Below are 20,232 nucleotides of genomic sequence, written 5' to 3'. Positions count from 1 at the left end.
AAATACAAAAATTAAATATATGAATTATTTTTTTAAAAAATTATGTAAAATAGGTATTATTAAATTAATTGATTTTTATTTTGCATCTATTTTTACTTCTGAAAAACAAGAATTTTTAAGATATTTAATATCTTTACTTAGTAATAATATTAGTAAAGGTAATATTTGTCTTCCAATATCTAAATTATATTTAAATATAAATTTTAAAAATAATAAAAATTTAGTTTTTTTAAAAAAAATAAAAGATATAAATAAAACCAAAGATTGGGAAAAAATATTACTTTTAAATAAAAAAATTATTGGTAATGGTAAAAAAATTACTCCTGTAATATTAGAAAATAATTATTTATATTTATATAAAATATGGAAAGAAGAAAATATAATAATTGAAAATTTTATTAAAAATTATTTTATTTATATAGAACCAAAAAAAATTAAAAATATATTAAATATTTTATTTGATAATGATGAAAATAATTTTTTTCAAAAAGAAGCAGTATGTGCTGCGATAACACATAGAATTAGTATTATTAGTGGCTCTCCAGGAACAGGTAAAACTAGCATAATATCAAAAATAATTTTTACATTTATCAAAATTTTTAAGAATCCTTTAAAAATTAAAGTAGCAGCAACTACTGGTAAAGCTTCTGTTAGATTAACTCATTATATAAACAAATTTTTTAAAAAAATATCTTTAAATTTAATAAATGAAGAGGAAAAAAAAAGTATTCCTAAAAAAGCAACTACCATACATAATTTATTAAAAATGAAAATTTATACTAAACAAAGTTCATATAATAATAAAAATTTATTAGATTTAGATTTATTAATAATAGATGAGGCATCAATGATTGATTTTAATTTAATGTCTATTATTTTAACCGTTTTACCTAAAAAAACTAATTTAATATTATTAGGAGATGAATATCAATTACCTTCAATAGAATATGGAAGTATGTTAAAAGATTTATGTTATTTTAAAAAATTTTTTTTTACAAAACAATATTTTTTATGGTTAAATATTATTAATAATAATAAATTAAAAGAAAATTATAATACTCCTAAATTTTTTTTTCGTAATTTTATTACTGAATTAAAACATAATTATAGATATTCAATAAATTCTGGTATTAATAAATTAGCTATAATGATTAAAAAAGGAAATATAAAAAAAATTAAAAAATTATTCTTAAAAAAAAATTTTGATATTCATTTTATTAATATTCTTAATAAAAAGAAATATATATCCATGATTGACTCATTTATTAATGAGTATGAAAAATATTTTATTTTTTTAAAAAAACAAAATAATAATCACAAAAATATTTTACATTATTTTAATAATTTTCAAATTATATGTGCTATTAAAAATGGTTTATTTGGTACAAAAAAAATTAATAATATTATAGAAAAAGAATTATTTAGTAAAAAAAATTTAATTTATGATATTGAAAAAAATAATCATTGGTATATTGGTAAACCTATCATTATTACTCAAAATAACCATTTTTTAAATTTATTTAATGGAGATATTGGAATTACTTTTTTTGATGAAATTAATAAAAAATTAAAAATTAAATTTTTATTAGCTAATGGAAAATATCAAATTATATCTATTGAAAACTTACCAGAATATGATATAGCTTATGCAATAACTACACATAAATCTCAGGGATCAGAATTTAATAATATTTCCTTAGTTTTACCAAATAAATTATATCCTATATTAACTAGAGAACTAATTTATACTGCCATCACGAGAGCTAAAAAAAAAATAAATATTTATAGTAATGAATCAATTTTTTATAAAGCAATAAAAATTAAAATTCAAAGATATTCTAATATAAAAAAAAAAATAATTCATTCTTTAAAATGAATATTTATTTAAATTATTTTTTAATCTAAATTAATCTTTCTTTAATTCGAGCTGCCTTGCCAGTTAATTTACGTAAATAATATAACTTTGCTTTTCTTACATGACCTTTTTTTTTAACTATAATTGAATGAATTATTTTAGAATATAAAGGAAAAGTACGCTCAATTCCAATACCATTGGATAATTTTCTAATTGTAAAAGAACAATTAAAACTATTTTTTTTTGTTATTGAAATAACAATACCTTCAAAATTTTGAAGTCTTTTTTTTGATCCTTCAACTACCCAAATTTTTATGTTTAATGTATCTCCAGATCTAAATGAAGTAAATTTTTGATAATTTTTCATTTGTTTTTTTTCTAAATATTTAATAATATCATTCATTTAATTATACTCCGTAATATTATTCTTCTTTAAAAAAGAATTTTTAAATTTATTTAATAAAATTTTTTCTTCTTTTGTTAATTTTTTTTTTTTTAATAAATCTGATCTTTTTAACCAAGTCATTCCTAATGACTGCTGTAATCTCCATTTTTTTATTTTTTTATGATTTCCTGATAATAATATAGAAGGAACACTATTTTCTTTTAAATTCTTTAATATTTTAGGACGAGTATAATTAGGACATCCTAACAATCCATTATTAAAAAAAGAATCAGTATTATTTGATGACATTGTATTTAATACACCAGGAATTTGTCTAACTAATATATCTATTAATATCATAGCAGGTAATTCTCCCCCACTAAGAATATAATCACCAATTGATACTTCTTCATCTACAAAATTAGTAATAATTCGTTCGTCAATACCTTTATATCTACCACAAAGAAATATCATTTTTTTATATGATAATAATTTTTTAGTATAAGAAATATTAATTTTTTTACCTTGTGGAGATAAATAAATTATTTTAACATTACTTTTCATTTCTAATTTTGCTTTATAAATAGATTTTATTAATGGTTCTGCTTTTAATATAACACCGCCTCCTCCTCCATATATAGGAGAATCTATTTTATTAAATTTATTTTTAATAAACTTTCTAGGATTCCAAAAACTAATATTTAATAATTTTTTTTTTATACTTTTATTAATTAATCCATATTTAATAACTTTCTTAAACATTTCAGGAAATAAACTGATAATACTAATCCACATAATGATTTTTTATTTTATCTATAAAATTATAAACTCCAGTTTACTTTAATAATATGATTAATTAAATCAATATTTTTAATTATATTAGGTTCAATAAATGGAATTAATATTTTTTTATTTTTTTTATATAAGTTATTAGATTTAATTATGATAATATCATATATTTTTGTTTCTATTATGTTTATAACTTTACCTAAATAAACTTTATTAATATTTAATATATGACATCCAATTATATCATTCCAATAATATTCTTGTTTATCTTTATATTTAACTAATTGATATTTAAAAATATAAATTTTATGATTAATAAAATTTATAATTTCTTCAGTTTTATAAAAATTATTTATTTGTACAATAAAATACTTTTTTTTTTTTATATATTGATTAAATTTTATAAAAAAAATATTTTTTATATTTTTTTGTATAAATAATTTTTTGTATAAAAAAATATTTTTCTTATTTTGGGTATAAGAAAATAATTTAATCCATCCTTTTATACCATAAGTTTTACCAAATTTTCCTAAAGTTATTTTTTCTTTTAAAATATTCATAAATAAATTTATTAATTTATTTAATTAAACTATTAACTCTTTTTGAAAGAACTGCTCCTTTAGATAACCAAAAATTTATCCTTTCTTTATTAAATTTTAATATTTTTTTTTTAGAATTTTTTTGTAAACTTAACGGATTAAAATAACCTAATTTTTCTATAAAATATCCATCTCGAGAATTTCTACTATCAGTAACAATTATTTGATAAAAAGGTTTTTTTTTTATTCCTTTTCTAGATAATCTAATTTTAACCATATTTTACTCCTAATTTTTAAAATTAAAAAAATTTTTTACATATTTAATTATTTTATTAATACTATTATTTTTTTTCATTTTTTTAGTGACTAATCTCATTTGATAATATTGTTTTAGTATAGCATTTATTTTTAAAATAGAAACTCCAGATCCTAATGATATTCTTTTTTTCCTAGAATAATTAATTATATCTATATTTTTTCTTTCTACATTAGTCATAGAATTAATTATTGTTTTAATATCATTTATAGTAGAATTATCTATATGTAAAATATTCATAATAGGATGTACAGAATATATATTATTTATTTGCATTTTTTTTAATAAATAAGTAATATTTTCATTACCTATTTTCTTTATTTGTTCTAATTGTTCCACAAAATCTTGTAAACTTAATGTATTTTTATTTTTTAATTTATCAATTAATTCTTTATTTTTTTTTAAATTAATTTTATTTTTAATATTTTCAATAATAGCTAACTCAGAAGACATACCTAATATTTTAGAAGCAATAATTTCAGGAGAAAATATTGCAATATTATTTATCTTTTCTCCATTACCAATAAATTTTATAGGTTTTTTAATTATATATTTTACAGATAAAACAGCACCTCCTCTAGTATCACTATCAGTTTTTGTTAAAAAAATTCCTGTTATTGATAATAATTTATCAAATTTTTTAGCACTATTAATAGAATCTTGTCCAGTCATTGCATCTATAACAAATAAAGTTTCTATAGGACATAATAAATTAGAAATATTTTTTATTTCTTCCATCATTTTATCATTAATATGTAACCTACCCGCTGTATCTATAATTAATACATCATAAAAATTTATTTTAGCATAATAAAAAGCTTTTTTAGATATTTCTATTGGAGAAATATTTGAATCTATATCAAAAAAATTAATTTTTACACTTTGTGCTAAAATTTTTAATTGTTGTATAGCTGCAGGTCTATATATATCTGTTGATACTACTAAAATTTTTTTTTTATATTTTTTTTTTAAAAAATATGCTAATTTTACAACACTAGTCGTTTTTCCTACTCCTTGTAATCCAGCAAATAATATTACAGCTGGAGGTTGAGTTGCTATGTTAATATTTTTATTAGAAGAACTCATTAATTTAATTAAATTCTCATGTATTAATTTAATAAATTCTTGTCCTGGAGTAAAATTATTATTAATTTTTTTACCAATAACTTCTTTTTTAATATTATTAATTAAATCTTTAATTACTATTAAAGCAACATCTGATTCTAATAAATTATTATAAATTTCATTTAAAGTATCTTGAATATTTTTTTCTGTTAAACGTCCATAATTCCTAATTTTTAGTAATATTTTAGATAATTTCTTACTTAAATTTTCAAACATTTAATTTCCTCACATAAATTTTATTTTTTTCTAAAAAAAAAAAAAAAAAAAAGATTCTTTTATCTTAAAAGATGAATTATTAATTTCCTAAAATTTAAAAAAAAATATAAATTTATTTTATAAATAAAATTAACATTAGTAAAATAATATGATAAAAAATAAAGAATTAGAGATTATTATTAATAATAAATTAAATACTAACATTAATATAAAAGATTATATACCTAATGGATTACAAATAGAAGGTAAAAAATATATAAAAAATATTATAATGGGTGTTAGTGCTTGTCAAAAATTATTAGATATTGCTGTAAAATTTAAAACAGATGCTGTTATAGTTCATCATGGATATTTTTGGTATCATGAATCTCCAATAATTAGAGGATTTAAAAAAAAAAGAATATCTACAATTTTAAAAAATAATATTAATTTATATAGTTGGCATCTTCCTTTAGATATTAACCTAAAAATAGGAAATAATGTTTATTTAGCTAAACTATTAAATATAAATATTATAGGAAAAATTAATCCTTTTATTTTTTACGGATATTTAAAAAATAAAATTAATATAAAAAATTTTCTTTTTAAAATAAAAAAAAAACTACATAGAATACCATTACATTTTGGAGAAAATGCTCCAAAAAAAATCTATAAAATTGCCTGGTGCAGTGGAGCAGGACAAAAATTTTTTGAAGAAGTTATAAAATTTAATGTAGATGTTTTTCTTACAGGAGAAGTATCAGAAATGAATATTCATATTGCTTATGAAAATAGAATTCATTTTATTAGTGCTGGACATCATGCTACTGAAAAAGGAGGAGTAATAATGTTAGGGAAATGGTTAAAAAATAAATTTAAGTTAAAAACTAATTTTATAAATATACATAATCCAGTATGAAAAAATAATTTTTTTATAAAATTTATATATAAATATTTTATTATTGATTTTAATAAAATTAATATTTTAAATTAACAATATAAAATTAATAATTTATATAAAAAAGGGAATTATTTTGAATAAAAAATTAAATTTAATATCACTTATATCGTTAGTTCTTAGTTCTATGTTGGGAGCTGGAGTATTTAGTTTACCACAAAATATGGCTTTAATTGCAAGTCCTTTAGCTTTAATTATAGGATGGAGTATTACTGGGATTGGAATTATTTTTTTAGCTACAACATTATTATTACTTAATCAATTAAAACCTAAATTACAAGGAGGAATTTTTGCATATGCCAAAGATGGATTTGGTAATTTAATTGGTTTCTACTCTGCATGGGGATATTGGTTATGTGCTGTTATTGCTAATATTTCTTATTTAGTAATAGTATTTTCTGCAATTAGTTTTTTTGTTGATACTCCAACTCATATTATTTTTAGTAATGGAAATACATGGCAATCTATATTAGGAGCCTCAATTTTATTATGGTTAGTTCATTTTTTATTACTTAATGGAACACAAACTGCTTCTATTATCAATATAATAACTACATTATGTAAATTAATTCCTTTAATTATTTTTATATTTTTATCTTTTATTGCTTTTAATTTTAAAATATTCAAAATAGATTTCATGGGATTAAATTTAAATATTCCAATTTGGAAACAAATTAAAAACACAATGTTAATAACATTATGGGTATTTATTGGTGTAGAAGGTGCTGTAATTTTATCATCTAGAGCAAAAAACAAAAATGATGTAGGTAAAGCAACTTTATTATCAGTTATTATTGCATTATTTATATATTTATTAGTAACTTTATTATCTTTTGGGATTCTTGATAGAATTGATTTAGCAAGTATGAGAAATCCTTCAATGGCAGGAATAATGACAATTTTAATTGGAAATTTTGGAAATTTATTTATTGCAATTAGTTTAATTATATCAGTTTGTGGAGCTTATCTTAGTTGGACTATTATGGCAGCAGAAGTTCCATGGATAGCTTCTAAAAATAATATATTTCCCAGCATACTATCTAAACAAAATAAAAATAGAGCACCATCATATGCTTTATTATTTACAAATATAAGTATGCAAATATGTTTAATATTGATTTGGATAACTAAAATAGATTATAATAAATTATTAACTATTGCTTCTGAAATGATATTAATACCATATTTTTTAGTAGGTGCTTATTTATTTAAAATATCTTTAAAAAAGAATAAATTTAATTTATTTATAAGTTTTGGTTCTTGTCTTTATTCTATATGGTTATTATATGCAGCCGGTTTTTTAAATTTATTATTATCATTAATCTTGTATGCTCCTGGATTAATATTTTTAATTTTAACTAAAATTAAAAATCCAAATATTCTATTTTTAAATAGAATAGAAAAAATTTTTTGTTTTATTTTGTTAATAATATCTCTTTATTCTCTATACTTTTTAATAAAATAAATCCTTAATTTTTTTCTTAAAAAGAATAATAATTAAAATTATGACTGTTATATAATATTAAAATTTAGATAACAGTCATAAAATAATAAATTTATAATTTAAAATTTTTAAATTTTTTAATATCTACTGTAGAATCAATTTGTCCTATTAAATAGGAACTAACTTCTACTTCTTGAGGTGCCATTTGTACATTATCTGAAATTAACCAAGAATTAATCCATGGAATAGGATTTTTTTTAATAGTAAATGGACTTTTTAACCCAACTTTTTCCATTCTAATATTAGTAATATATTTGATATATTTACATAAAATATTTTTATTTAATCCTATCATTGATCCATTACAGAATAAATATTCTGCCCATTTTTGTTCTTGTATAGATGCGTTTAAAAATAATTGATAACATTGTTTTTGACATTCAATGGCAATTTTTGCCATATCTTTATCTTCTTCTCCTTTTTGCATCATATTTATAATATATTGAGTACCTATTAAATGTAAATATTCATCTCTAGCTATAAATCTAATTATTTTAGCATTACCTTCCATTAATTCTCTTTCTGCAAAAGCAAAAGAACATGCAAAACTTACATAAAATCTGATAGCTTCTAAAATATTAACACTCATTAAGCATAAATATAATTTTTTTTTTAAATTATATAAATTAATAGTAAATTTTTTTTTATTTATTAAAAAAGTACCTTCACCAAATAAATGCCAATAATTAGTAATTTTAATAAGTTCATCATAATATTTAATAATATCATTTGTACGAAGAATAATATTATGATTAGTCACAATATCATCAAAAATTATTGATGGATCATTTACAATATTTCTAATTATATGTGTATATGATCTAGAATGTATTGTTTCAAAAAAGGACCATGTTTCTATCCATGTTTCTAATTCTGGGATAGAAACAAGAGGAAGTAATGCTATATTAGGACTTCTACCTTGAATAGAATCTAATAAAGTTTGATATTTTAGATTACTAATAAATATGTGTTTTTCATTTTTTGGTAAATTTTGATAATGAATTCGATCATATGATATATCTACTTCTTCAGGTCTCCAAAAAAAACTTAATTGTTTTTCTATTAAATTTTCAAAAATACAATGTTTTTGTTGATCATAACGGGAAACATTTACAGATTGTCCAAAAAACATAGGTTCTTTTAATTGATTATTTTTTTTTTTTGAAAAAGTAGTATAACTCATTTAATTATCCAAATTATAATTAAAAATTATTTAAAATTAAATTATACAAGTTCCATTAAAACATACATTATTTTCTTCTAAAAAATTTTCATTTTGATTATCTTTTGCCCCATCTCTAGTGTTTTGATAATATAAGGTCTTAATACCTAATCTATATGAAATTAATAAATCTTTTAATAATTGTTGCATTGGTATTTTGTTTTGATTAAAACGATTAGGATCGTAATTTATATTTGAAGAAATAGATTGATCAATAAATTTTTGCATGATACCTATTAAATTTAAATAACCATTATTATTCGGAATATCCCATAACAATTCATATTTTTTTTTTAATTTTAAAAATTCAGGAACTACTTGTTTTAAAAGACCATTTTTAGATGTTTTTATACTAATAAAACCTCTAGGGGGCTCAATACCATTAGTAGCATTTGAGATTTGAGAAGAAGTTTCAGATGGCATTAAAGCTGATAAAGTAGAATTACGTAATCCATATTTTTTTATATTTTTTCGTAATTTTTCCCAATTACAATGTAAATTTTCTGTATGGATATTATCAATAAATTTTTTATAAGTATCAATAGGTAGTATACCTTTTGAATAATTTGTATCTTTAAATAAAGGACAAGGTCCTTCACTTTTAGCTAATTTATTAGATGCTTTTAATAAATAATATTGTATAGTTTCAAATGTTCTATGTGTTAAATTATTTGCACTATTATCAGAATAACGTACATTATTTTTTGCTAAATAATATGCAAAATTAATTACTCCAATACCTAATGGTCTACGACCTAAAGCAGAATTTTTTGCAGCAGGAATTAAATATTTTTGATAATCTAATAGGCAATTTAATGCTCGTACAATTAAATTTGATAAATTTTTTATTTCTTTTAGGTTTTTAATTTGTCCTAAATTAAAAGCAGCTAAAGTACATAATCCTATTTCACCATTAGGATCATCAACTTTATTTAAAGTTTTTGTTGGAAGAGTAATTTCTAAACAAAGATTTGATTGTTTTATTGGAGCTATTTTAGGATTAAATGCAGAATGAGTATTACAATGATCAACATTTTGAATATATATTCTTCCTGTAGAAGTACGTTCTTGCATCATTAATGAAAATAAATTTATAGCACTAATTTTTTTTTTTCTAATTTTAATATTTTTTTCATATTTTTCATAAAGTTTATTAAATTTTTTTTGGTTTGAAAAAAAATATGTATATAAATCAGGAACATCTGAAGGACTAAATAAAGTAATTTTTTCTCCATTAATTAATCTTTGATATAATAATTTATTAATTTGTACTCCATAATCAAGATGTCTTACTCTATTATTTTCAATTCCTCTATTATTTTTTAAAACTAATAAATTAGTAATCTCTAAGTGCCATAAAGGATAAAATAACGTACCTGCTCCTCCTCTTACACCTCCTTGAGAACAAGATTTAATTGCTGTTTGAAAATGTTTATAAAAAGGGATACACCCAGTATGTAATGCTTCACCATTTCTAATAGGACTTCCTACAGCACGAATTCTTCCTGCATTAATACCTATACCTGCTTTTTGAGAAACATATTTTACTATACTACTAGTAGTAGCATTAATTGAATTAATATTATCTCCACATTCAATTAAAATACACGAACTAAATTGTTTTGTAAGAGTTCGTACACCAGACATAATTGGTGTTGGTAAAGAAATTTTAAATTTAGAAATAGCTTCATAAAAAAATTTAATATAATTTATTCTTTTATTAGATGGATATTTAGCAAATAAACATGCTGCAATTAATATATATAAGAATTGTGCACTTTCATAAATTTTTCCTGTTATTCTATTTTTAACTAAATATTTTCCTTCTAATTGTTTAACTGCCGCATATGAAAAATTCATATCACGATTATGATCAAGAAATTTTTCCATTACATCAAAATCTTTTTTTGTATATTCTTTTAGAAGGAATTTATCATATTTTTTTAAATATACCATATTTTTTACATGATCATATAATTTTGGAGGAATAAATTTTCCATATGCTTCTTTTCTTAAATATGAAATAGCTAACCTAGCAGCCATATATTGATAATCAGGATTTGTTTCTGAAATAAGATCTGCTGTTATTTTAATTAAAATATTATGAATATTTACTGTACTAATTTTGTTATATATTTGTAGAAATAATTGTTTTTTTATTTGCGATAAAGATATTTTTTGTAAATTTTGTGATGCATAAGATAGTAAAATATTTATTTTATCTATATTTACTAATTCTTTACATCTATTTCTTTTTATAACAAATAAATTTTGTTTCATATATAATACCTTTTAATATAAATAAAATTTAAATAAATTTAAATGAATTAATTTTATAAAAATATTTAATTACTTTTTTATTTAAAAAATAAAAAAAAACAAGATTTCTATCTTTAGAATATTTATTCAAAAATAATAAAATTAGTTAAATTATAAGTTTTAAGTATAATGAATATTATTTTTTTATTTTAATAAAATAAGTAATAATTATAATAATATATATTATTAGATAGACTAGACTATTAATATTAGTAATAGAACATATTTTTTATTAAATTTATTTTTTTAAAAATTTTAATATTTATAAATAATTTTAATAAACTTTTTTATTATATTTTTTGTAATTAATTATTAAGTAAGAAAAATATTTTTATTAAAATTCTATATAAATTTTTTATAAATAAAAAATATTTAATTTTAGTTTTTTTATAAAAAAATTTTAAATATTCAATAAATATTGAAAATAAATATATTAAATTAATACATTTTTTTATTTTTTAATAAATAAATTAAGAGTATTGAAATATCTGCTGGTGTTATCCCAGGTATTCTAGAAGCTTGTCCAATAGTAAACGGTTTATATAAATCAAATTTATCTTTAGCTTCATGTGATAAACTTTTAATATTACAGTATTTAATATTTATTGGTATTAATTTTTCTTCATTTTTTTGAAATTTTTTTATAAATTCTTTTTGTCTTTTTATATATCCTTGATATTTTAATTCAGTTTCAATATATTCGATAATTTCTATATTTTTTTTTTTTAAATTAAACAATTTTAATTTAATTAAATCTAAATAATTAATATCAGAACGTTTTAATAAGTTTAAACCATTTATATTTTTTTTTATTGGATTTTGTAATAAAAGATTTATTTTTTTAATATTTTTCTTATCATTTAAATTAATACAAAAATTTTTAATTTTTTGATATTCTTTTTCAATACTTTCTAATTTTTCATTAAATTTTTTCCAACGTATATCATCAACTAAACCTAGTTTACGACCTATTTCTGTTAATCTAATATCTGCATTATTTTCACGTAATATTAATCTATATTCTGCTCTAGAAGTAAACATACGATATGGTTCTTTTGTACCTAAAGTACATAAATCATCTAATAATACTCCAATATATGCTTGATTTCTTAATGGATACCAACTTTTTTTATTATCAATTAAAAGAGACGCATTTAATCCAGCTATTAATCCCTGTGATGCAGCTTCTTCATAACCAGTAGTACCATTAATTTGACCTGCAAAAAATAATCCTTTTACAAATTTACTTTCCATTGTAGGTTTTAATCCTCTAGGATCAAAAAAATCATATTCTACAGCATATCCTGGTCTTGTAATATATGCGTTTTCTAAACCTTTAATAGATTGTATAATTAAAAATTGCATATCAAATGGGAGACTTGTTGAAATACCATTAGGATAAATTTCATAACTTAATAACCCTTCCGGTTCTAAAAAAATTTGATGTTTATCTTTATCTGGAAATCTAATAATTTTATCTTCAATAGAAGGACAATATCTAGGACCTTTACTTTTAATTAAACCACTATATACTGGACTTTTAATAATATTATCTATTATTATTTTATGTGTATTTTTATTAGTATATGTAATATAACAAGGTATTTGTTTAGGATGTTGTTTAGAGTTACCAATAAAAGAAAAATAAGGTAATGGATTATCACTATATTGTATTTCTAATTTAGAAAAATCAATACTTCTTTTATCAATTCTTGGAGGAGTACCTGTTTTTAATCTTCCTTTTTTTAAAGGTAATTCATTTAAAAAATCAGCTAATTCTGTAGATGAAGGATCATTAATTCTTCCTCCATAATATTTATTATTTAATCCAATATAAATTTGACCATTTAAAAAAGTACCAGTAGTTAAGATTACAATTTTTGTATTAATAATATCATTATTTTTAGTAATAATACCTATAATTTTATAATTTTTAATTATAATTTTTTTTACTTCTTGTTGAAAAATAAATAAATTTTTTTCTTTACTTAACAGTAATTTAATTTGAGATTTATACAATTCTCTATCTGCTTGTGCTCTTGTTGATCTAACAGCAGGACCTTTACTAATATTAAGTATTTTAAAATTAATTCCAGAATAATCGATTGCAGTAGCCATTATTCCATTTAAGGCATCTATTTCTTTTACTAAATGACTTTTTCCAATACCACCTATAGCTGGATTACAAGACATTTGACCTATTGTATCTATATTATTTGTAATTAAAAGAGTTTTTTTTTTCATTTTAGCACTAGCTATAGCAGCTTCTGTACCGGCATGTCCTCCACCTATAACTATTACATCAAATTTATTAAAATTATACATAAGATTATTTACCATATTTAATAATAGAATATTAAGTTATTTTATTTTTATAATTATATTGGATCAATGTTAATTGTTAATTTAACTTTGTTAAAATTTATAATTTTTTTATTAATAGAAATAATATAATTTATAATAAATTGTAATTTACTTTTTAAAGTATGTTGTAGAATAATTTGTTTTCTAAATAATCCTTTTCTTTTATTTTGTAATAATGATAAAGGACCAATAATAAAAAAATTTTTTTCATTTACACATTTATATATTATTTTTTTTTTTAATGTTTCTAAAAAATTTAATAAAATTTTTTTATCATAAGATTCTAAAATTAGAATAATATGATTTGTAAAAGGTGGTAATAGCATTATTTTTCTTTCTTCTAAAAGAAGGTTTGCAATATTATAATATGTATTATATTTTTTAAATATTTTTATAATAATTTTATTATATGGATAATTTGTTTGAAGAATAATTTTTTTTTTTCTTACACTTGTATCTAAATGATTATTTAATATATTAAAAATATATTGAGAAAAATATTCTGTTGTTCTAAAATTTTTAGAAAAAAAAATATTGTCTATATTTAAAATAATAATTAAAGTATTAACTAAAAAAGAAAAATATTTTTTATATAAAATTTGAGAAGAAATTATTATTAATGGTTTATTGTTTTTAATTAATAAAATTTTTTTTAAAAAATTTTTATTATTAATATTTAAAATTAAAATATTTGGAAATAATTTTTTTAAAAATTCAATTAGTTGCTCTTGTCCAATACCTATTGGTATAAAAAAATTTTTTTTACATAAAGGACAAAAATTTAACATATTTATATTTTTTTTACAAAATATACAGTATAATTTCCATAATTTTTTGAAAAAAATATAATTTTTATTACAATTTTTACATTTTAAGGGTTTTTTACAAAAATTACATAAAATAAGATTAGAATATCCTTGATATTTATAATAAATAATAACTTGTTCATTATTTTTGATAGATAATTGTATTTTTGTTATTAAATTTTTATGAAATAACTGTAATTTTGAAACTTGTTTATTTATATCTAAAATTAAAAATTTAAAAAAATTTGTATATAATATTTTTTTATTATTTTGTAATAAAAATTTAAATTTTCCTATATTTATATTATATAATGTTTCTAAACTTAATGTTTTTGAACTTAATATAATAGGAATATTTTCAATTTTTGCTCTTAAAATAGCAATATCTCTTATATTATATTTATATATATTTGTTTTTTTATATATAAAATTATGTTCTTCTATTAAAAAAATTAGTCCTAATTTTAAAAATTGTGTAAAAATAGTAAATTTTGTACCAATAATAATTAATATTTTACCATTTTTTATATTTTCCCAAATTGGTAATGTTTTTTTATTTTTAAAATTTGAATATAGTAAACATACTGAAACATTTAATTTAGATATAAAATATTGATACAAATAAAAAAAATGATATTTTTGTGGTACTATTATTAATACCTGTTTTTTTTGAAATATAATTTTTTCTATAATATTTAAATAGATATTTATTTTTTCAAGAAAAATAATATTATCTTGTGTTACCCAAACATAAAATTTTTTTTGAAAATTTTTTTTTTCTAAAAATTGTAATATTTTATCTATATTTTCTTGATAAAAATTATTATTTTTTTTTTTATTTAACAAAAAATTTTTTATTTTTTTAAAATTATATAATTTTATTAATTTATTATTACTTAAAATATTTATTTTATCTACTTGTAGATTATTTTTTAAATTTATTTTATATTTATTTTTTTTCCTAAAAAATATTGGTAGTATTTGAAATAATATAAATCCAATAGGATATTTATAATATTTAGAAATTTGTTTTGCAAAATCTAAAATAGAAGAATTAAAAAGTGGTTTTTTATCTAAAATTTTATATAAAAATTTTAATTTTTTTATAGATAGTTTAGAAAAATTATTAATTTCTATTACTATACCTATATAATTTTTTTTTTTTATAGGAACTATAACTCTACATCCAATATAAATTGATGTATTTTTAGGTAATAAATAATCAAATTTATTATATATAACAGAATTATTAAATACAACTTTAACAATATTCATAATTTAAAATTTTTATTCTTTTTTATAAAAATTTTCTTGTAATAATACAATATATTTATAAAATATATAAATAAAGATTTTTTATAAAAAATACATTATTGGTAATTTATGAAAAAAAATATTCATCCTGAATATAATAAAATTATTGCAAAATGTTCTTGTGGTAATACTATTCATACTAGATCAACTTTAAAAAATAATAAAGAATTAAATTTAGATGTTTGTTATATATGTCATCCTTTTTATACAGGAAAACAAAAAATAACTGATACTAAAGGACGTGTTGAAAATTTTAAAAAAAGATTTAAAAATTCTAAAATATTTGAATAAAATTTTTTAAAAAAATATTAATCAATAATTGTTAATTATTAAACATATTATTGATTAATATATTATGAATTATTCATCTTAAAAGATTAAGTTTTATTAAATTTTTTTTTCTTTATACAATACATGTTTCCTTATATAAGGATCAAATTTTTTTATTTCTAATTTTTGTGTATTTTTTTTATTTTTAGTAATAGTATAAAAATGACCAGTTTGAGCTGATGAAATTAATTTAATTATAATACGTTTTTTTTTTGCCATAAAAATAACCTTTATTTTTTATATAAATAAATATTTTCAATACCTTTTTTATTGATTAATCTCATACCTTTTGCAGATACTTTTATAGTTATAAATTTTTTTTCTTTTTTTAACCAAAACTTATGAAAATGAATATTTGGTAAAAATTTCCTTTTAGTTGCATTCATTGCATGAGAACGATTATTACCTTTTATTGTTTTTTTTCCTGTTATTTGACAAATTTTAGACATTTATAATATCCTATTTTTTGTAATATTTTATAAAAATAAAATGTTCATTAACTATTTATAATTAATGAACATATTAACAAAACTAAATATTAATTATTATTAATTTTTTTATTTTTTGATACAATTACCATTGCTGGTCTTAATAATCTCATATTAAGAAAATATCCTTTTTGTAAAATTTCTAAAATATAATTTTCTTTAATTGTATCTGATTCTATAATAGACATTGCTTGATGTTTAGTGGGATCAAAAGGTATATTAATTTTATTTATAATACTAATACCAAATTTTTTAATTAATACTAATAATGATTTTAAAGTTAATTTAATACCTTCAATTATAGATTGATCAATATTATTTTTCTGTTTTGTCTTTAAATTTATAGCTCTTTCTAAATTATCTATTACAGGTAATAATTCTTTAATAAATTTTTCTAATGAAAATTTATAAGCATTTTCTATATCTAATGAAGCTCTACGTCTTACATTTTCAATTTCAGATTGAGAACGTAGTTTTATATCCCATATATTATTTTCATATTTTATTAATTTATTTTTAAGTTCAATGATTTCAAGTTTATAACTATCATTTTGTTTTTTAAAATATTCAATATTATATTCTTTAGTATTTTCATTTTCATTTTTATTTTCATTTTCATTTTCATGTTTATAATTTTGTTTTTTTATATTATTATCTATATTGATAAAATTTAGTTTTTTACTTTCCTCTTTTTTTTCTATATTATTTTTTTTAATATTATTTGATGATTTATTATTTTTCATATACTATCCTTATATAAATTTTATATAAAATTTAAAAATAAACACTTATTATAAATAATAATATATATTATTTTTTATAATAATAAATATTAAAAAATTGATTAATAATAATCAAATATTTTATTTATTTAATAAAAATTGAAATTTTAAAAAAATATATATAATATATTGATATTATTAAATATAAATATTATAATTAAATATGTTTAATAATAAAATATTTTTATAATGGAAAAAAAAAATATATTATTTTTAATAAAAAAATTTATTATAATTTTTTTATTCAAGAAAAGATAAATGCAGGTCTTATTTTACAAGGCTGGGAAGTAAAATCTTTAAGATTAAATAGAGTTAATATTATTAATAGTTATATAAGTTTTTTAAATAATAAAATATATGTATTTAATCTAGGTATTAATCCTATTAAAACAATTTGTAATCATATACAATATGATAACAACAGGAAAAAACAATTATTATTAAAAAAAAAAGAAATAGAACTATTAAGAAATTATATATATTTAAACAGATTTACCGCAGTAGTTATTGGTCTTTTTTGGAAAAAATCTTGGTGTAAATTAAAAATTGCAGTTGTTAAAGGTAAAAAAAAATACGATAAAAGAAATATTATAAAAAATAAAGAATGGAATATTAATAAATTACGTTTTTTGAAAAAAAATACTTAAAAATTTATGGGGCTGATTATGGATTTGACAAAGTTATAAAACTTTAAGAGCATGTCAAGGAACGGTAGGCCTTGTAAAAAAACCGTACAATATAGTTGCAAATAATGAAAAATATGCTTTAGCAGCATAAAAAACTGCAGGAAGCCCTGTTTCTTATTATTTTTCTCTTTGATAAAAAGTAAATAGGTCATAAAAAAAAGAGATCGTATATAATTGGTCTTAAAATTATATACTAAAGTAATTATTAGACTATATAATATAAAACTTGGTTTTATCAGTTTATATTAAGAAATTTTTATAAGATAAAACTAAACATGTAGTTCTGAAAGTGTAGTAATTTTGGACGGGGGTTCGAATCCCCCCAGCTCCAATAATTATTATTATATTTGGTATATATAAAGAATTACTGTGTAAATTTTTATATCTTTTTTATTAATTTACGCTGGGATTTTGTTAAATATTTTTTTCGAATACGAATTGATTTTGGTGTAATTTCTACTAATTCATCGTTATTTATAAAATCTATTGCTTCTTCTAATGATATTTTTTTTATAGGAATTAAATTGATAGGATTATCACTACCTGATGCTCTCATGTTAGTTAATTTTTTATTAATTAAACAATTTACAGTAAGATCATTTGATTTATTATGTAATCCTATTATCTGTCCTTCATATATTTTTTCTCCAGGATTAATAAATAATTTACCCCTAGATTGTAAATTATATAAAGCAAAAGAAACTGCATAACCTTCTTTATTTGAAATTAAAACACCATTATTTCTTTCTCCAATTATATGATATTTATTAATACCATAATGACTAAAAAAAGAATTCATTACACCAGTACCTGAAGTTATATTTATGAATTCATTTCTAAAACCAATTAATCCTCTACTTGAAATAATTGCTTCAATTTTTATTCTATTATTATAATCATCTAAAATAATATTATTTATAATCGCTTTTCTTTTACTAATTAATTGAATTATATTACCTTTTTTATCTTTTTTAAAATCTAAAACTAATACTTCAAATGGTTCTTGTTTTTTACCATTAATTATTTTAGATATAATTTGAGGTTTAGATACAGATAATTCAAATCCTTCTTTTCTCATATTTTCTATTAAAATAATTAAATGTAATTCTCCTCTACCAGATACATAAAAAATATTGTTATTTTTTGTTTTAGTTATTTTTAATGCAACATCATGTAGACATTCTCTATTGATTCTATTAAATATTTTATTAGATGTTATATGTTTACCTTCTATTCCAGAAAATGGAGAATTATTTACATGAAATAACATACCTATTTTAGGTTTTTCTATTCTTAAAGAAGGTAAAGATATATTATAATTAATATCACAAATTGTATTAGAAATATTCACATCTTCAAATCCTGAACCAGCAATACCTACAATATCACCCGATTGAGCATTATCTGTATATACAGGTTTTAGTCCTATATTAAATATAATATATAAAATTTTAACTTTTTTAACTTTTTTATTTTTTTTTATAATATTAACATATTGATTTTTTTTAATTTTTCCGTTATTTATTAAACCAATACAAATATTACCTATATATTTATTATATTCTATTTGAGATATTTGCATTTGAAATGGTTTATTAATATTTCCTCTTGGAGAAGGAACATATTTAATAATAGTTTTAAATAATATATCCATATTTTTTTGCATTTTATTTACTTCATATCCAGAAGTTCCTTTAAGTGCAGAAGTATATACTATAGGAAAATCTAATTGTTCATCAGAAGCATTTAAATTAACAAATAAATCAAATATTTGATTTACAACCCAATCAGGCCTAATAAAATTTCTATCTATTTTATTAATTACTACAATAGGTTTTAAATTATATGTAAAAGATTTTAATGCAACAAATCTTGTTTGAGGCATAGGACCTTCAACTGCATCAACTAATAATAATACAGAGTCTACCATTGATAAAATACGTTCTACTTCTGCACCAAAATCTGCATGTCCAGGGGTATCAATTATATTAATTTTATAATTTTTCCAAAAAATAGATGTATTTTTTGAAAAAATAGTTATTCCTTTTTCTTTTTCTAATTCATTACTATCCATTATTCTATCTATATTATTGTCTTTAAAAACATTTTGAAAGTTATCAGACTCTTGTAATAATTTATCTATTAGTGTAGTTTTTCCATGATCTATATGTGCAACAATAGCTATATTACGTATTTTTTTCATAAATAAATCCTAATAAAATACTATTTAAATTGTTTAAATTTTTTATTAATAT

General features: G+C 18.6%; 18 protein-coding genes and 1 other RNA gene. 6 read left to right on the top strand and 13 right to left on the bottom strand.

Annotation, left to right across the window (positions count from 1 at the left end):
• Positions 1 to 19: 19 nt before the first annotated feature.
• Positions 20 to 1,876, top strand: a complete 1,857-nt coding sequence (recD, locus tag GJT94_RS02050) for an exodeoxyribonuclease V subunit alpha (protein ID WP_168894467.1) — start codon at positions 20 to 22, stop codon at positions 1,874 to 1,876.
• A gap of 25 nt (positions 1,877 to 1,901) precedes the next feature.
• Here the strand turns inward: recD and rplS are convergent, their stop codons facing one another.
• From rplS to GJT94_RS02025, 5 genes are read right to left on the bottom strand one after another with little or no spacing between them, the layout of a single operon-like run.
• Positions 1,902 to 2,258, bottom strand: a complete 357-nt coding sequence (gene rplS, locus GJT94_RS02045; protein ID WP_168894466.1) for a 50S ribosomal protein L19 — start codon at positions 2,256 to 2,258, stop codon at positions 1,902 to 1,904.
• The gene (trmD, locus tag GJT94_RS02040) at positions 2,259 to 3,035 is read right to left on the bottom strand and encodes a tRNA (guanosine(37)-N1)-methyltransferase TrmD (RefSeq protein ID WP_168894465.1); all 777 of its coding nucleotides are present in this window, start codon (positions 3,033 to 3,035) and stop codon (positions 2,259 to 2,261) included.
• A 26-nt stretch (positions 3,036 to 3,061) separates the two neighbouring features.
• Positions 3,062 to 3,589, bottom strand: a complete 528-nt coding sequence (gene rimM / locus GJT94_RS02035; protein ID WP_168894464.1) for a ribosome maturation factor RimM — start codon at positions 3,587 to 3,589, stop codon at positions 3,062 to 3,064.
• A gap of 16 nt (positions 3,590 to 3,605) precedes the next feature.
• Positions 3,606 to 3,845: a 30S ribosomal protein S16 gene (rpsP, locus tag GJT94_RS02030; RefSeq protein ID WP_168894463.1), complete on the bottom strand. Its 240-nt coding sequence runs from the start codon at positions 3,843 to 3,845 to the stop codon at positions 3,606 to 3,608.
• 9 nt (positions 3,846 to 3,854) lie between these two features.
• Positions 3,855 to 5,225 carry a signal recognition particle protein gene (locus tag GJT94_RS02025; protein ID WP_168894462.1) on the bottom strand — a complete coding sequence of 457 codons (1,371 nt, stop codon included), beginning with the start codon at positions 5,223 to 5,225 and terminating at the stop codon, positions 3,855 to 3,857.
• Between the two features lie 151 nt (positions 5,226 to 5,376).
• On the opposite strand from GJT94_RS02025, the gene GJT94_RS02020 reads away from it, so the two are divergent.
• Both GJT94_RS02020 and GJT94_RS02015 read left to right on the top strand, forming a co-directional pair.
• Entirely contained in the window at positions 5,377 to 6,123 is a 747-nt protein-coding gene (locus GJT94_RS02020; protein WP_168894519.1) for a Nif3-like dinuclear metal center hexameric protein, read from the top strand.
• Between the two features lie 115 nt (positions 6,124 to 6,238).
• A complete protein-coding gene (locus GJT94_RS02015) occupies positions 6,239 to 7,627 on the top strand; it encodes a basic amino acid/polyamine antiporter (RefSeq protein ID WP_168894461.1) in 1,389 nt (462 codons plus the stop codon).
• Positions 7,628 to 7,718: 91 nt separating this feature from the next.
• Here the strand turns inward: GJT94_RS02015 and nrdB are convergent, their stop codons facing one another.
• The 4 genes from nrdB to priA form a co-directional block, all read right to left on the bottom strand.
• A complete protein-coding gene (gene nrdB / locus GJT94_RS02010; RefSeq protein WP_168894460.1) occupies positions 7,719 to 8,849 on the bottom strand; it encodes a class Ia ribonucleoside-diphosphate reductase subunit beta in 1,131 nt (376 codons plus the stop codon).
• Positions 8,850 to 8,885: 36 nt separating this feature from the next.
• Positions 8,886 to 11,168: a class 1a ribonucleoside-diphosphate reductase subunit alpha gene (nrdA, locus tag GJT94_RS02005; protein ID WP_168894459.1), complete on the bottom strand. Its 2,283-nt coding sequence runs from the start codon at positions 11,166 to 11,168 to the stop codon at positions 8,886 to 8,888.
• Positions 11,169 to 11,645: 477 nt separating this feature from the next.
• On the bottom strand, positions 11,646 to 13,532 hold the full coding sequence (gene mnmG / locus GJT94_RS02000; protein WP_168894458.1) for a tRNA uridine-5-carboxymethylaminomethyl(34) synthesis enzyme MnmG: 1,887 nt from the start codon (positions 13,530 to 13,532) through the stop codon (positions 11,646 to 11,648).
• Positions 13,533 to 13,585: 53 nt separating this feature from the next.
• Positions 13,586 to 15,652: a replication restart helicase PriA gene (gene priA / locus GJT94_RS01995; RefSeq protein WP_168894457.1), complete on the bottom strand. Its 2,067-nt coding sequence runs from the start codon at positions 15,650 to 15,652 to the stop codon at positions 13,586 to 13,588.
• Between the two features lie 108 nt (positions 15,653 to 15,760).
• Here priA and rpmE point away from each other — a divergent pair, with 108 nt between their 5' ends.
• Positions 15,761 to 15,982, top strand: a complete 222-nt coding sequence (gene rpmE / locus GJT94_RS01990) for a 50S ribosomal protein L31 (RefSeq protein ID WP_168894456.1) — start codon at positions 15,761 to 15,763, stop codon at positions 15,980 to 15,982.
• Between the two features lie 96 nt (positions 15,983 to 16,078).
• Here rpmE and rpmG read toward each other — a convergent pair whose 3' ends face one another.
• The 3 genes from rpmG to grpE all read right to left on the bottom strand — a co-directional run bounded on the left by rpmG (position 16,079) and on the right by grpE (position 17,252).
• On the bottom strand, positions 16,079 to 16,240 hold the full coding sequence (gene rpmG / locus GJT94_RS01985; protein ID WP_168894455.1) for a 50S ribosomal protein L33: 162 nt from the start codon (positions 16,238 to 16,240) through the stop codon (positions 16,079 to 16,081).
• An 11-nt stretch (positions 16,241 to 16,251) separates the two neighbouring features.
• The gene (gene rpmB / locus GJT94_RS01980; protein WP_168894454.1) at positions 16,252 to 16,470 is read right to left on the bottom strand and encodes a 50S ribosomal protein L28; all 219 of its coding nucleotides are present in this window, start codon (positions 16,468 to 16,470) and stop codon (positions 16,252 to 16,254) included.
• Between the two features lie 89 nt (positions 16,471 to 16,559).
• Positions 16,560 to 17,252 carry a nucleotide exchange factor GrpE gene (grpE, locus tag GJT94_RS01975; protein WP_168894453.1) on the bottom strand — a complete coding sequence of 231 codons (693 nt, stop codon included), beginning with the start codon at positions 17,250 to 17,252 and terminating at the stop codon, positions 16,560 to 16,562.
• A gap of 200 nt (positions 17,253 to 17,452) precedes the next feature.
• Between grpE and smpB the strand changes: the two genes are divergently transcribed.
• Both smpB and ssrA read left to right on the top strand, forming a co-directional pair.
• The gene (smpB, locus tag GJT94_RS01970) at positions 17,453 to 17,938 is read left to right on the top strand and encodes an SsrA-binding protein SmpB (protein WP_343033254.1); all 486 of its coding nucleotides are present in this window, start codon (positions 17,453 to 17,455) and stop codon (positions 17,936 to 17,938) included.
• Positions 17,939 to 17,946: 8 nt separating this feature from the next.
• Positions 17,947 to 18,311, top strand: a transfer-messenger RNA (tmRNA) gene (ssrA, locus tag GJT94_RS01965).
• Positions 18,312 to 18,356: 45 nt separating this feature from the next.
• Here the strand turns inward: ssrA and typA are convergent.
• The gene (typA, locus tag GJT94_RS01960; RefSeq protein WP_168894452.1) at positions 18,357 to 20,180 is read right to left on the bottom strand and encodes a translational GTPase TypA; all 1,824 of its coding nucleotides are present in this window, start codon (positions 20,178 to 20,180) and stop codon (positions 18,357 to 18,359) included.
• Positions 20,181 to 20,232: the final 52 nt, after the last annotated feature.

It is taken from the genome of Enterobacteriaceae endosymbiont of Donacia cinerea, assembly GCF_012569925.1.
Taxonomy (GTDB): domain Bacteria; phylum Pseudomonadota; class Gammaproteobacteria; order Enterobacterales; family Enterobacteriaceae.
The sequence above is the reverse complement of the archived record's forward strand: the minus strand, read 5'-3'. Positions and strand labels throughout refer to the sequence as shown.

Coding starts and splice junctions, on each gene's coding strand:
- recD (WP_168894467.1), top strand. CDS start 20: ATGAATTATTTTTTTAAAAAATTATGTAAAATAGGTATTATTAAATTA.
- rplS (WP_168894466.1), bottom strand. CDS start 2,258: ATGAATGATATTATTAAATATTTAGAAAAAAAACAAATGAAAAATTAT.
- trmD (WP_168894465.1), bottom strand. CDS start 3,035: ATGTGGATTAGTATTATCAGTTTATTTCCTGAAATGTTTAAGAAAGTT.
- rimM (WP_168894464.1), bottom strand. CDS start 3,589: ATGAATATTTTAAAAGAAAAAATAACTTTAGGAAAATTTGGTAAAACT.
- rpsP (WP_168894463.1), bottom strand. CDS start 3,845: ATGGTTAAAATTAGATTATCTAGAAAAGGAATAAAAAAAAAACCTTTT.
- GJT94_RS02025 (WP_168894462.1), bottom strand. CDS start 5,225: ATGTTTGAAAATTTAAGTAAGAAATTATCTAAAATATTACTAAAAATT.
- nrdB (WP_168894460.1), bottom strand. CDS start 8,849: ATGAGTTATACTACTTTTTCAAAAAAAAAAAATAATCAATTAAAAGAA.
- nrdA (WP_168894459.1), bottom strand. CDS start 11,168: ATGAAACAAAATTTATTTGTTATAAAAAGAAATAGATGTAAAGAATTA.
- mnmG (WP_168894458.1), bottom strand. CDS start 13,532: ATGTATAATTTTAATAAATTTGATGTAATAGTTATAGGTGGAGGACAT.
- priA (WP_168894457.1), bottom strand. CDS start 15,652: ATGAATATTGTTAAAGTTGTATTTAATAATTCTGTTATATATAATAAA.
- rpmE (WP_168894456.1), top strand. CDS start 15,761: ATGAAAAAAAATATTCATCCTGAATATAATAAAATTATTGCAAAATGT.
- rpmG (WP_168894455.1), bottom strand. CDS start 16,240: ATGGCAAAAAAAAAACGTATTATAATTAAATTAATTTCATCAGCTCAA.
- rpmB (WP_168894454.1), bottom strand. CDS start 16,470: ATGTCTAAAATTTGTCAAATAACAGGAAAAAAAACAATAAAAGGTAAT.
- grpE (WP_168894453.1), bottom strand. CDS start 17,252: ATGAAAAATAATAAATCATCAAATAATATTAAAAAAAATAATATAGAA.
- typA (WP_168894452.1), bottom strand. CDS start 20,180: ATGAAAAAAATACGTAATATAGCTATTGTTGCACATATAGATCATGGA.